Source organism: Pseudomonas sp. R11-23-07, assembly GCF_003852295.1.
In the GTDB taxonomy this organism is placed as follows: domain Bacteria; phylum Pseudomonadota; class Gammaproteobacteria; order Pseudomonadales; family Pseudomonadaceae; genus Aquipseudomonas.
This window is the reverse complement of the sequence record NZ_CP027761.1, coordinates 4,157,664-4,170,988: the sequence shown is the minus strand read 5'-3', so window position 1 is coordinate 4,170,988 and position 13,325 is coordinate 4,157,664. Positions and strand designations below refer to the sequence as shown.

General features: G+C 62.5%; 12 protein-coding genes. 10 read left to right on the top strand and 2 right to left on the bottom strand.

The window, feature by feature from the left end:
* Positions 1-199 precede the first annotated feature (199 nt).
* The gene (locus tag C4J84_RS19065) at positions 200-925 is read left to right on the top strand and encodes a response regulator (protein WP_124405032.1); all 726 of its coding nucleotides are present in this window, start codon (positions 200-202) and stop codon (positions 923-925) included.
* Positions 922-2,532: an ATP-binding protein gene (locus C4J84_RS19060; protein WP_124435947.1), complete on the top strand. Its 1,611-nt coding sequence runs from the start codon at positions 922-924 to the stop codon at positions 2,530-2,532. Before C4J84_RS19065 ends, C4J84_RS19060 begins: the two co-directional genes overlap by 4 nt.
* A 52-nt stretch (positions 2,533-2,584) precedes the next feature.
* On the opposite strand, the gene C4J84_RS19055 is transcribed toward C4J84_RS19060, so the two are convergent.
* Positions 2,585-3,301, bottom strand: a complete 717-nt coding sequence (locus tag C4J84_RS19055; RefSeq protein ID WP_124436341.1) for a 4'-phosphopantetheinyl transferase — start codon at positions 3,299-3,301, stop codon at positions 2,585-2,587.
* Positions 3,302-3,439: 138 nt separating this feature from the next.
* On the opposite strand from C4J84_RS19055, the gene C4J84_RS19050 reads away from it, so the two are divergent.
* The 3 genes from C4J84_RS19050 to C4J84_RS19040 are packed head-to-tail and all read left to right on the top strand — an operon-like array spanning position 3,440 to position 5,787.
* The gene (locus C4J84_RS19050; RefSeq protein ID WP_124371583.1) at positions 3,440-3,748 is read left to right on the top strand and encodes a hypothetical protein; all 309 of its coding nucleotides are present in this window, start codon (positions 3,440-3,442) and stop codon (positions 3,746-3,748) included.
* Between the two features lie 18 nt (positions 3,749-3,766).
* The gene (locus tag C4J84_RS19045; RefSeq protein WP_010208358.1) at positions 3,767-4,444 is read left to right on the top strand and encodes a response regulator; all 678 of its coding nucleotides are present in this window, start codon (positions 3,767-3,769) and stop codon (positions 4,442-4,444) included.
* Complete coding sequence (locus C4J84_RS19040; protein ID WP_124368038.1) at positions 4,441-5,787, top strand: ATP-binding protein; 1,347 nt, start codon at positions 4,441-4,443, stop codon at positions 5,785-5,787. The genes C4J84_RS19045 and C4J84_RS19040 overlap by 4 nt, the downstream gene beginning before the upstream one ends.
* Before the next feature lie 137 nt (positions 5,788-5,924).
* Here the strand turns inward: C4J84_RS19040 and C4J84_RS19035 are convergent, their stop codons facing one another.
* Positions 5,925-6,923 carry an AraC family transcriptional regulator gene (locus tag C4J84_RS19035; protein ID WP_124430297.1) on the bottom strand — a complete coding sequence of 333 codons (999 nt, stop codon included), beginning with the start codon at positions 6,921-6,923 and terminating at the stop codon, positions 5,925-5,927.
* 340 nt (positions 6,924-7,263) lie between these two features.
* Here C4J84_RS19035 and C4J84_RS19030 point away from each other — a divergent pair, with 340 nt between their 5' ends.
* From C4J84_RS19030 to C4J84_RS19010, 5 genes are all read left to right on the top strand, one after another.
* Positions 7,264-8,595, top strand: a complete 1,332-nt coding sequence (locus tag C4J84_RS19030; RefSeq protein WP_124407955.1) for a dicarboxylate/amino acid:cation symporter — start codon at positions 7,264-7,266, stop codon at positions 8,593-8,595.
* Between the two features lie 254 nt (positions 8,596-8,849).
* Entirely contained in the window at positions 8,850-9,317 is a 468-nt protein-coding gene (locus C4J84_RS19025) for a (2Fe-2S)-binding protein (RefSeq protein WP_124364022.1), read from the top strand.
* Positions 9,314-11,635: a xanthine dehydrogenase family protein molybdopterin-binding subunit gene (locus C4J84_RS19020; RefSeq protein WP_124435946.1), complete on the top strand. Its 2,322-nt coding sequence runs from the start codon at positions 9,314-9,316 to the stop codon at positions 11,633-11,635. Before C4J84_RS19025 ends, C4J84_RS19020 begins: the two co-directional genes overlap by 4 nt.
* Entirely contained in the window at positions 11,635-12,621 is a 987-nt protein-coding gene (locus tag C4J84_RS19015; protein WP_124435945.1) for an XdhC family protein, read from the top strand. Before C4J84_RS19020 ends, C4J84_RS19015 begins: the two co-directional genes overlap by 1 nt.
* A complete protein-coding gene (locus C4J84_RS19010; protein ID WP_124435944.1) occupies positions 12,618-13,202 on the top strand; it encodes an NTP transferase domain-containing protein in 585 nt (194 codons plus the stop codon). The genes C4J84_RS19015 and C4J84_RS19010 overlap by 4 nt, the downstream gene beginning before the upstream one ends.
* The last annotated feature ends 123 nt before the right edge of the window (positions 13,203-13,325 follow it).

Here is a 13,325-nt window from a genome sequence, read left to right as displayed (position 1 = left end):
GGCAAAAACTGTCGGTTGGATTTTTGAGGGCGCGAACCCTATCACAAAAAAACGCCATGACCGAATGGATTTCCAGGCTTGTGTTCAGGGGTCGGCCCGTGGCTACAATCGACCCTCGTTATGCCCTCAATACATGACAATCAGGGTATGCCTCGACCGTGTCGACCATCAGCATTTCTTATAACAATGAGGACACCGCGTGGAGCAAGAACCCTGGCAGATATTGATTGTCGAGGACGACGAGCGACTGGCCGAGCTGACCCGCGAATACCTGGAGAGCAACGGCCTGCGGGTGTCGGTGGAGAACGACGGTGCCCAGGCCGCGGCGCGCATCATCGCCGAACAACCGGACCTGGTGATCCTCGACCTGATGCTGCCGGGCGAAGACGGCCTGAGCATCTGCCGCAAGGTGCGCGAGCGCTATGAGGGCGTGATCCTGATGCTGACGGCGCGTACCGATGAGATGGATCAGGTGCTCGGCCTGGACCTGGGCGCCGACGACTACGTGTGCAAACCGGTGCGCCCGCGCCTGTTACTGGCACGCATCCAGGCCCTGCTGCGGCGCAGCGAGCCGGCGTTACCGGTTGTGGTGGAAAACCAGCGCCGCCTGCAATTCGGCCCGCTGGTGGTGGACAACGCCTTGCGCGAGGCCTGGTTGCACCAAAAGGGTATCGAACTGACCAGTGCCGAGTTCGATCTGCTGTGGCTGTTGGTGGCGAATGCCGGGCGCATTCTCTCGCGCGAAGAAATCTTCATTGCCCTGCGTGGCGTTGGCTACGACGGCCAGGATCGCTCGATTGATGTGCGCATCTCACGTATTCGCCCGAAGATCGGCGATGACCCGATCCACCCGCGCCTGATCAAGACCATCCGCAGCAAAGGCTACCTGTTCGTGCCTGAAGCCGCCGCCGATATGCCCCTGTGAACTCGATCTTCCTGCGTATCTACGGCGGCATGTGCACCGCGCTGATCCTGGTCGCGTTGCTGGGCGTACTGGCGCTGCACTTGCTCAACGATGTGCGCAGCGACCAATACCGCGAGCGCCTGGCACACGGCACCTTTGCGCTGATGGGCGACAACCTGCAGCCCATGAGCGCCCTCGAGCGCCAGCGTGCATTGGCGGTGTGGGAACGATTGCTGGGCATCCCGCTGCAGTTGCGCACCTTCACCGACGCACAACTGGACCTGAGCCAGCGCAAGCGTCTGCAACGTGGCCAGGTCCTGGTGGAACAGACCGGGCCTCATGCCGCGCGCGTAGTGCGCCTGGTCAGCGAACCGGAGCAATTGGTGCTCACCGGCGAAGTGCAGCAAATCAGCGAGCAATTGGCCCGCGCCACGATCTACCTGCTGGCCGACGAACTGGTGCGGTTCCCGGTGGCCGAGCAGCCGCAACGTTTGGCTGATCTCAAGCAGGCCAAGGGTTTTGGGTTCGAGATGCATCTGATGGCCCTCGACCAGGCCGATATGGACGACGACCAGCGCCGTCGCGTGGCGGAAGGCGATACGGTGATGGCCCTGGGCAAGGGCGGTGATTCGATCCGCGTGTTCGCCGGCATGGTCGGCACGCCGTGGGTGCTGGAGATCGGCCCGCTGTATCAAATGAACCCGTACCCGGCGCAATGGCTGATCCTGATCGCCCTGATCGGCCTGACCCTGATCGGTTTGATCGTCTACCTGTTGGTGCGTCAGCTCGAGCGCCGGCTCAAGGGGCTGGAGGCGGCGGCCACGCGGATCGCCAAGGGCAATCTGGAAGTTCGCGTACCGGCCCGTGGCGCCGATTCGGTAGGGCGGCTCGCGGCCGCGTTCAATGGTATGGCCGAGCACTTGCAACAATTGCTGGCGATTCAGCGTGAACTGGTGCGTGCGGTGTCCCACGAGCTGCGCACGCCGGTAGCGCGCCTGCGCTTCGGCCTGGAGATGCTGGGCGATGCCGCCACGGCCGAGGCGCGGCGCAAATACCTGGAGGGCATGGACGGGGATATCCAGGACCTCGATGGCCTGGTGGATGAAATGCTCACTTATGCGCGCCTGGAGCAGGGCGCGCCGGCGTTGAACTTCCAGCGCGTCGACCTCGATGCATTGCTCGATCAGGTGATCGGCGAATTGTCGCCACTGCGCCCGCAGGTCAGCGTCAGCCGGGGTACCTGCCTGTCATCGGCGCATTGGCAGGATGCCTGGGTCGATGCCGAACCCCGCTACCTGCATCGCGCGCTGCAGAACCTGGTGAGTAACGCCATGCGCCACGCCAAGGGCCAGGTGCTGATCAGTTATCAAGTAGGGCAGGTGCGTTGCCGTATCGACGTGGAAGACGATGGCCCCGGCGTGCCGGAAAGCGCCTGGGAACGCATCTTCACACCCTTCCTGCGCCTGGACGACAGCCGCACCCGCGCCTCGGGCGGGCATGGCCTGGGCCTGTCGATTGTGCGGCGGATTATCCATTGGCATGGCGGGCGGGCGCTGATCAGCAAGAGCAACAACCTGGGCGGCGCGTGTTTCAGTCTGAGTTGGCCCAGGGATCAGGAAAAACCCTGATATTGCCATGCATTCCAAATGTGGGAGGGGGCTTGCCCCCGATGACTGTCTATCAAGCGCCGACAGCCACCAGGCTCAACAACTGCTCCCCCTCCACCGCAAACTGCCCAACCAGCTCCTTGCCATGGCACCACTCACTGGACAGGTCCGTCAGCAACCGCAGCCGCACCTGCCCCGCCAGTGACCACTCCACCACCTCGGCATGCTCAAAATAGAAGCGCTTCTGCACGATCGGGTAGAGCGCCTTGAACAGACTCTCCTTGGCCGAAAACGTGAGTGTCACCAGCAAGGCGATTTGCTCACGGGGCAGGGCCGCCATGCGCTGCAGTTCATCCACGGTGAGAATTTCCCCCGCCAGGCGTTCCGCCCGTTCCAGCGCGAGCAGGTTCTCCAGGTCCATCCCCAGCCCGCGCCATTGCGCCTTATGCCCGACAATTGCTGCGGCGTGCCCGGTGCTGTGGGTAATGGAGCCACTGATATGCCCTGGCCAGATCGGCGCGCGGTCGTCACCGATGGCCGGGATGCAGTCGAGATTATCCAGTCGTTGCAACGCTTCACGGGCGCACAGGCGGCCGGCGAGGAATTCCGCCTGGCGCTTGGCCACCGAGCGCTGGATGCTCGCCGGTGGCGGCACGGCGCTGCGCTGAAAATCCTCAGGGTTCAATAAGGCCGGGTCGAAACGCGTGCTCAAGAATACGGTGCCGGGCAAGGGCGCAGGCAGCGGCCAATGGGCATCGAGTGGGGTACAACAGGCGGGTAGGGGCATCATGCGCGACATTTTGCCGAGTTGGCGCGCCAGTGCATAGCCCGTTGCGGTCAAGGCCAGGTTCAGAGCCTGTTCAGGGGGAGTTCAGGGGCGCTTGCGTAGTCTGGACGTCACAGCCTGAATGCGTAAGAGGTAACGACCATGACTGCGATCAAGAAGCTGATGTTGGCGTTGACCATGCTCAGTGCCACCGCCGGCGTGCAAGCCAGCGATAGCAGCTTTGCCGGCTTTGGCCGCGAGAAGAGCAGGAAATCCAGCAACCTGATCCAGCGTGTCAGCTTCGAAGAGGTGAGCATTCAGGCCGCCCCGTGGGGCCAGTCGCTGAGCGCTGGCGCCCCAAAACCGGGCTACCGCACCGGCTACGCGCTTGAGTCGGGCCACTACAATGGCATTAAACTGCGCCCGCAAGACGTGCAGGGCCGCTATGATATCCCTCGCTCGGACTGTTGAATTGCCTTGGAGAGCCTTATGAAATTGCTGGTGGTGGAAGATGAGGCGCTGTTGCGTCATCACCTGTTTACCCGCCTGACCGACAGCGGCCACGTCGTCGAGGCTGTGGCCAATGCCGAGGAAGCCCTGTACCAGACCGGCCAATTCAACCATGACCTGGCGATCATCGACCTGGGCCTGCCCGGCATGGGCGGCCTGGACCTGATCCGGCAACTGCGTACCCAGGCCAAGACCTTTCCGATCCTCATTCTTACCGCCCGTGGCAACTGGCAGGACAAAGTCGAAGGCCTGGCTGCCGGTGCCGACGACTACGTGGTCAAACCGTTCCAGTTCGAAGAGCTGGAGGCGCGGATGAACGCCTTGCTGCGCCGCTCCAGCGGCTTTACCCAATCCACCATCGTCGCCGGCCCGCTGCTGCTGGACCTCAATCGCAAGCAAGCCTCGCTGGATGAGCAGCCGCTGGCGCTGACCGCCTATGAGTACCGGATCCTCGAGTACCTGATGCGCCATCATCAACAAGTGGTGGCCAAGGACCGCTTGATGGAGCAGCTGTATCCCGATGACGACGAGCGCGACCCGAACGTCATCGAAGTACTGGTCGGTCGCCTGCGCCGCAAGCTGGAAGGGCCGGCCGGGTTCAAGCCGATCGACACCGTGCGGGGCCTGGGCTACCTGTTCAATGAGCGCTGCCGTTGATTCGCTCGCTACGCGTGCGCCTGATGCTGGCCGCCGCCACCCTGGCGGTGCTGTTCATGCTGGGCTTGCTGCCCGCCATGCAAGGCGCGTTCAGCCTGGCATTGCAGGATTCCATCGAGCAGCGCCTGGCGTCGGATGTGACCACCCTGATCTCTGCGGCACGCGTGGAAAATAACCGGCTGCTGATGCCGGCGCAGCTGCCCGATGAACGCTTCAACCTGACCGACAGCCGCCTGCTCGGCTATATCTACGACCGTGAAGGCCACCTCGTATGGCGTTCGCGGGCGACCCAGGAAGAAAACATCAACTACAAGCCGCGCTACGATGGGCGCGGCAACGAATTTGCGCGCATTCGCGAGGCCAACGGCCAGGAATTTTTTGTCTACGACGTCGAGGTCCGGTTGCTGGGCGGCAAAAGTGCGGCCTTCAGCATTGTCGCCCTGCAACCGGTGCGCGAGTACCAATTGACCCTCGAAGGCCTGCGCGAGAATCTCTACCTGGGGTTCGGCGCGGCGTTGCTGGTGCTGCTGACGTTGCTGTGGCTTGGCCTGACCTGGGGCCTGCAAGCCTTGCGGCGGCTGAGCCAGGAACTGGACCAGATCGAAGGCGGCACCCGCGAAAGCCTCAGCGAAGAACATCCCCGGGAACTGCTGCGCCTCACCGGTTCCCTCAACCGTTTGCTGCACAGCGAACGCGAGCAGCGTGCGCGCTATCGCGACTCCCTGGATGACCTGGCCCATAGCCTGAAAACTCCGCTGGCGGTACTGCAGGGGGTCAGCGAAGACATGGCCCAGCGCCCCGAAGAACGCAGCCAGGCCTGGGTGCTGCAATCGCAGATCGAGCGCATGAGCCAGCAGATCGGCTATCAATTACAGCGCGCCAGCCTGCGCAAGAGCGGCCTGGTACGCCACCAGGTCCGCCTGGAACCGGTGCTGCAAAGCCTGTGCGACACGTTGGACAAGGTTTACCGGGACAAACGCGTCACCGTCTCCCTCGAGCTGCCCGACGAGTGCGACGTGCCCATCGAGAAAGGCGCCCTGCTCGAAATGCTCGGCAACCTGCTGGAAAACGCCTATCGCCTATGCCTGAGCGAAGTGCGCATCAGCCTGGTGGAAAACCTTGAAGGCATTGAGTTGTGCATCGAAGACGACGGCCCCGGCGTACCACCGGATCAGCGCGCGCGGATTCTGCAGCGGGGCGAGCGGCTCGACCGTCAGCATCCAGGGCAGGGGATCGGACTGGCGGTGGTCAAGGACATCATTGAAAGCTATCACGCACGACTGACCCTGGGTGATTCGGCGCTGGGTGGCGCGGCGTTCAGGATTCATTTTCCGGCCGTGTGATCAGTAGTGACTGGGCTGGCGCTATCGGGGGCAAGCCCCCTCCCACAGTTTGAATGTATTCACAAATCAAACTGTGTGAACCCAGTTAAATGTGGGAGGGGCTTGCCCCCGATGAGGCCCTCTGCCACAACACTCTTCTAACTCTCCTGCGCCCGATAGGCCCCCGGCGTCAGCCCCGTCCACTTCTTGAATGCCCGATGAAACGCCGACGGCTCGGAGAAGCCCAGTTGTTCGGCGATCTCTTGTAATGACAAATCCGCTCGCCCCAAATGGTAGATGGCGATGTCCCGCCGCAGCTCATCCTTGAGTGCCTGAAAACTGCTGCCTTCTTCGCGCAAATGCCGACGCAGGGTCTGTGGGCTGATATGCAAGTGCTGGGCAACGGCCTCCAGGTCTGGCCAGGGCGTGCGGTCGCGGCTCAACAGGCGGCGTAACTGGCTGCTCAAGCTGTCGCCTTCATCCGGGCGTGACAACAGGTCTGCGGGCGAGCGCTCGAGAAAGTGCTTGAGGGTGCGTTCGTCCTGCAACAGCGGCAGGCTCAAGTAGCGGGCGGGGAACACCAGGCTGCTGTTCGGTGCACCGAATACCAGAGGGCAGGGGAACAACAGGTCATATTCATTGGCGTGTGGCGGCATCGGGTAGCTGAACGTGGTCTGGTGCAACCGGATGCGCTGGCCGATCAGCCAACTGCCCAGGCGATGCCAGATCACCAGCAGGCATTCGCTGAGAAAGTGGTGCGGGTCCCAGAGTTGCGAGTCGTCCAGGCTCAAGCGTGCCATGTCGCCTTCCCGTGTCAGCTGCCAGCGCGGGCCGTGTGGGAATAGGCTATAAAACAATAAGCCGCGTTCCAGCGCCTTCTCCAGCGTGCGGCAATGAATCAGCGCATGGCACATCATGGCAAAGGTGCCGCGCTTGCTTGGCCCGTCGGCGAAACCCAGGTATTCGTCATCCAGCGCCAGCCAGAGCATTTGCAGCAACCGGGTAAATTGCTCCGGAGCGATACGCGCACGGGGTTCGCTCAGCAGTTCGGGGGTGATGCCCGCCTGCTGCAACAGGCCCGAGTAGTCGTAACCGCCCCGACGCGCGCCCTCCAGGGCGGCGCGGGCGAAGTGACTGGCGATGGTGCGTTCACGCATGACAGGGCCTCGTCCATGGGAGTGGCGATGGTAGTCATCACCCGCCGAGGCAACAAGGCGGATATCCGCCAAATTGCAGGACGCGATTGGGCAGCTAGGCGGAAATCCGCCACCTGGTTCGTGTCCAGAGCAGGCCCCGGTAAACCTTCGGGCCTGATGCCTAAAGGCCTTCAGGGTGTTTAGCGTAAAGTGGCGCGCCGTTTGCAGTAAGGATGACAGCGCAGGCTTGTTCCTACAAACCTCGCAAACAACAAATCCCTCCAGTGCAGGAGGGTTCGCAATTCAAGTGTCGTGGGCAATGGCGGATATTTGCCACACGGGACGATTGAGGAACTTTGCAATGACGACTCGTCAGCCAATCTACAAATCCCTGTATTTCCAGGTGATCGTTGCAATCGTTATCGGTATTTTGCTTGGTCACTTCTACCCGGAGACCGGCGTGGCCCTCAAGCCACTGGGTGACGGCTTTATCAAGCTGATCAAAATGGTCATCGCCCCGATCATTTTCTGCACCGTGGTCAGCGGCATCGCTGGCATGCAAAGCATGAAATCGGTCGGCAAGACCGGCGGCTATGCGTTGCTGTACTTCGAAGTGGTTTCCACCATCGCGTTGCTGATCGGCCTGATCGTGGTCAACGTCGTGCAACCGGGCGCCGGCATGCACATCGACGTGGCAACCCTGGACGCTTCCAAAGTCGCCGCCTACGTGACGGCCGGTAAAGACCAGAGCATCGTCGGCTTTATCCTCAATGTGATCCCTAACACCATCGTCGGCGCCTTCGCCAACGGCGACATCCTGCAAGTGCTGATGTTCTCGGTGATCTTCGGTTTCGCCCTGCACCGCCTGGGTGCCTACGGCAAGCCGGTACTGGACTTCATCGATCGCTTCGCCCACGTGATGTTCAACATCATCAACATGATCATGAAGCTCGCGCCAATCGGTGCCCTGGGCGCGATGGCATTCACCATCGGCGCCTACGGTGTGGGTTCCCTGGTGCAGTTGGGCCAGTTGATGATCTGCTTCTATATCACCTGCCTGCTGTTCGTGCTGGTGGTGCTCGGCGCTATCTGCCGCGCCCACGGTTTCAGCGTGATCAAGCTGATCCGCTACATTCGTGAAGAGCTGCTGATCGTGCTGGGCACGTCGTCTTCCGAATCCGCACTGCCACGCATGCTGATCAAGATGGAGCGTCTGGGCGCGAAGAAATCCGTGGTCGGCCTGGTGATCCCAACCGGTTACTCGTTCAACCTTGACGGTACCTCGATCTACCTGACCATGGCCGCCGTGTTCATCGCCCAGGCGACCGACACGCACATGGACATCACCCACCAGATCACCCTGCTGCTGGTGCTGCTGCTGTCCTCCAAGGGCGCTGCGGGTGTGACGGGCAGTGGTTTCATCGTACTGGCGGCCACCCTGTCGGCCGTAGGCCACTTGCCGGTTGCCGGCCTGGCGCTGATCCTGGGTATCGACCGCTTCATGTCCGAAGCCCGTGCGCTGACCAACCTGGTGGGTAACGCAGTGGCCACCCTTGTTGTGGCCAAGTGGGTCAAGGAACTGGACACCGACAAGCTGCAAAGCGAACTGGCGTCCGGCGGTACCGGTATCTCCGACACCCGCCAGGAAGACGACCTGGGCGTGGCCGAAGGCCCTGCGCCTGTCATCAAGTAAGCCGCTGATGGCGTGAACCTGCGCCGCTCGGTTATCCGCAAACGCCCCGACCCGTTCGGGGCGTTTGCGTTTGCGCCCGCTGACTTTCGAGCTTTTTGGTTTACATTACGTGGATGCTCCACCAAAGGCCCGGTGAAGACCTGTCTTCACAAGAGAGCCTCCTCAGCCTGAGCCAATCTGTGCGCACCGAACCGCGTGACCTCTTGCAACAGATTGCTCGCCCCTAACCATGCAATGAACAGGCGGGCGTGCCCATGATTACCCTGAAACTCAACGGCCAAGACCATCAACTGGACGTCACCGAAGATATGCCGCTGTTGTGGGCGATTCGCGATGCAGCGGGCTACAACGGCACCAAGTTCGGTTGCGGCATGGGCCTGTGCGGTGCCTGCACCATTCATATCGACGGTGCGCCCGCACGCAGTTGCATCACCCCGATCGGTGCGGTCAAAGGCCAAGCCATCAGCACCATCGACAACCTGCACACCGATCCTGTCGGCCAGGTGGTGCAGCAAGCCTGGCTCGACACCGCCGTCGCCCAATGTGGCTATTGCCAGGGCGGGCAGATCATGTCGGCCACCGCGTTGCTGAAAACCCACCCCAACCCCAGCGATGAACAGATCGAAGAGGCCATGGTCGGCAACATCTGCCGCTGCGGCACCTACAACCGCATCAAGACCGCGATCCGTCAGGCGGCCACGCACCTGGGGGCCAAGGCATGAGCCGGTTACCCGCTGATTTCGTCCTGAATAACCTCAGTCGTCGCGGCTTTCTCAAAGGCGCGGGCGCCACCGGTGTGCTGGTGATCGCCGCCAGCTGGGGCCTGCCTGACGCTTTCGCAGCTGATGCGGTCAAGCAATATGGCGGCGATGCAATGCCCCATGGGCTGATCGACGACCCCAAGGTCTACGTCAGCATCGCCACCGACGGCACGGTGACCGTGGTCTGCAACCGTTCCGAAATGGGCCAGGGCGTGCGCACCAGCCTCAGCCTGGTGGTGGCCGATGAGCTGGAGGCCGATTGGGCCAAGGTGAAGGTCCAGCAAGCGCCGGGTGATGAGGTGCGTTATGGCAACCAGGACACCGACGGCTCGCGCAGCATGCGCCATTGGTACGAGCCGATGCGGCGTTGCGGCGCCAGTGTGCGGGCGATGCTGGAGCAGGCCGCTGCCGAGCAGTGGAAGGTCCCGGTCAGCGAGTGCCGTGCGCAATTGCATAAGGTGATCCACCAACCGAGCGGTCGTGAGCTGGGCTATGGCGAGTTGGCCACTGCGGCCGGTGCGCTGGCCGTTCCCGCACGCGACAGCCTGCGCCTCAAGCAGCCGACGGAATTTCGCTATATCGGCAAAGAAGGCGTCAAGGCCATCGATGGCGTCGACATCGTCAACGGCAGCGCCGTCTACGGTGCCGACGTGCATTTCGACGGCATGCTCTACGCCATCATCGCACGGCCGAAGGTATATGGCGGCAAGGTCAAATCCTTCGATGCCAGTGCCGCGATGAAAGTCCCTGGCGTGATCAAGGTGCTGGAAATCGAAAGCCGGCCGATCCCCTCCGAATTCCAGCCCCTCGGTGGCGTGGCCGTGGTGGCCAGCAATACCTGGGCGGCGATCAAGGGCCGTGACGCGCTGAACATCGTGTGGGACGACGGCGTCAACGCCGGCTACAACTCCGTCGATTACCGCAAGGAGCTGGAGGCCGCCGCCCGCCAGCCCGGCAAAGTGGTGCGCAACACTGGCACCCTCGACCAGGCCATGGGCGATGCCGACAGCACCTTGGAGGCCGCCTACTACCTGCCGCACCTGGCGCAGTCGCCGATGGAGCCGATGGTCGCCGTCGCCCGTTTCGACAAGGGCCAGTGCGAAGCCTGGGCGCCGAGCCAGGCACCGCAAGTCACTCGCGAGCGCATCGCTGAGCGCCTGGGCGTGCCCTTCGATAACGTCACGGTGCACGTGACCTTGCTGGGCGGTGGCTTCGGGCGCAAATCCAAGCCGGACTTCATCATCGAAGCCGCCGTGCTGGCCAAACAGTTTCCGGGCAAAGCCGTGCGCGTACAGTGGACCCGTGAAGACGATATCCACAATTCCTACTTTCATACCGTGTCCGCCGAATACCTCAAAGCCGGCCTGAATAAAGACGGCCTGCCTGCCGCCTGGCTGCACCGCACGGTAGCGCCGAGCATTACCGCGCTGTTCGCGCCGGGCATGAACCACGAAGCGGCATTCGAACTGGGCATGGGCTTTACCAATATGGCCTACGCCATCCCCAACGTGCGCCTGGAAAACCCTGAAGCGGCGGCGCATACCCGTGTGGGTTGGTACCGTTCGGTGTCAAACATTCCCCACGGTTTTGCCATCCAGAGTTTTGTCGATGAGCTGGCGCATAAGGCCGGCCAGGATCCGTTGCAGTACCAGCTCAAGTTGCTCGGCCCGGACCGCCGGATCGATCCGAAAACCTTGAGCGACGAGTGGAACTACGGCGAATCCCCCGAGCGTTACCCGATCGACACCGCGCGCCTGCGTGGCGTACTGGAAACTGCCGCCAAGGCCGCCGGCTGGGGGCGCAAGCTGCCCAAGGGGCGTGGGCTGGGGCTGGCGGTGCACTACAGTTTCGTCACCTATGTGGCAGCGGTGATCGAGGTGGAAGTCAAAGACGACGGCACGCTGATTGTGCACAAGGTCGATATCGCCGTGGACTGCGGCCCGCAGGTCAACCCGGAACGCATCCGCTCGCAGTTCGAGGGCGCGTGTGTGATGGGCCTGGGCAACGCGGTGCTGGGCGAGATCAGCTTCAAAGACGGTAAGGTCCAGCAGGACAATTTTCATATGTACGAAGTGGCGCGTATGTCCCTGGCGCCCAAGCAGATCGCCGTGCACCTGGTGACTCCGACCGGCGAGGTGCCGTTGGGCGGTGTCGGCGAGCCCGGCGTACCACCGATTGCGCCGGCGTTGTGCAACGCGATCTTCGCGGCGACCGGCCAGCGCATCCGTAACCTGCCGGTACGCTATCAATTGCAGGGTTGGCAGGAGGCGAAAGCCTGATGGACAGTGTGGATCTGAATGTCTTGCGCAGCGTGCTGCAATGGCGCCGCGCCGGGCAACGCGTGGTGTTGTACAGCGTAGTGCAGACGTGGGGCAGCGCGCCGCGCCCACCGGGGGCGATGTTGGCCTTGCGCGGCGACGGGGTGGTGATCGGTTCGGTGTCCGGCGGCTGCATCGAGGACGATTTGATCGCGCGCTTGCAGGATGGCCGTTTGCCTGACGACGGCCCGCCTGTGCAGTTGGTGACCTACGGCGTTACTCGCGATGAGGCGGCGCGTTTTGGCCTGCCTTGCGGCGGCACCCTGCGCCTGACCGAAGAACGGGTGGAAGAGTGGGCCTGGGTGGAGCAATTGCTGGCGCGCTGCGAGGATCATCAGATTGTCGCGCGGGAGCTGAGCCTGGCCACCGGCGAAGTGACCCTCAGCCCTGCGAGCAAGACCGATGTGGTGACCTTTGACGACCAGCGCCTGCGCGCCATCTATGGGCCGCGCTGGCGCCTGCTGCTGATCGGCGCTGGGCAACTGTCGCGTTACGTCGCGGAAATGGCGCGCCTGCTCGACTTCGAAGTGCTGATCTGCGATCCGCGTGAAGAGTTTGTCTATGGTTGGGAGGAACAACACGGCCGCTTCGTGCCGGGCATGCCCGATGAAGCGGTGTTGAATATCCAGACCGACGAACGCACGGCGATTGTCTGCCTGACCCACGATCCGCGCCTGGACGACATGGCTTTGCTCACGGCGTTGAATTCCAGCGCGTTCTACATTGGCGCCCTGGGCTCGCGGGTCAATACGCTGAAACGTCGGGAAAACCTGGCGGCGCTGGGCTTGTCGGCGGAGGCGATTGCGCGTTTGCATGGCCCCATCGGTTTGCACATCGGCAGCCATACGCCGGCGGAAATCGCACTGTCGCTCATGGCGGAAATCGTCGCGATCAAGAACGGCGTGGCGCCCCTGCAGAAAAAGCCGCTGCCGGTGGCTGCACAGTGACAGTGACGGCAATAGTGCTGGCGGCGGGGCAGGGCAGTCGCTTCCGCGCTGAGGCCGGCGCCGACTGCGATAAATTGCTGGCCGATTGCGTCGGCCTGGACGGCGTGACGCGGCCTGTGATCGAGCAGGTATTGGTGAACCTGCCGGCGACGCTTGTTGAGCGTTGGGTGGTGACTTCACCGGAACGCCTTGAGGTGATTCGGTTGGCAGAGGCACATGGTTGTAAGGTCCTGCTGCTGGAATCGGCCGGTATGGGCGATAGCATTGCCGCCGCTGTCACGGCTAGTGCTTCGGCAGAGGGCTGGCTAGTGGTACTGGGGGATATGCCGTTTATTCGTTCCGCAACGATCGAGCGTGTGCTGGCCGATCCGGGAAGCATCACTGTGCCGGTGCATGCCGGACAGTATGGGCATCCAGTCGCTTTCGGCCGTGTATTTGGGCCTGCATTGATGGCATTGGCCGGCGACCGTGGCGCGAAGGCTTTGTTTGCACTGGCACAGGTGCGAGGCGTGCCGGTGGATGATCCTGGCGTGCTATGGGATGTGGATGTGCCGCAACAGTTGAGTTTCAGCGCCGACTGAATGTGGGAGGGGGCTTGCTCCCGATAGCGGTATGTCAGCTCATGGAGGTGTTGGCTGATCCACCGCTATCGGGAGCAAGCCCCCTCCCACCTTTGAACAGCCGTGTGTTCGATTTTTTTGCAA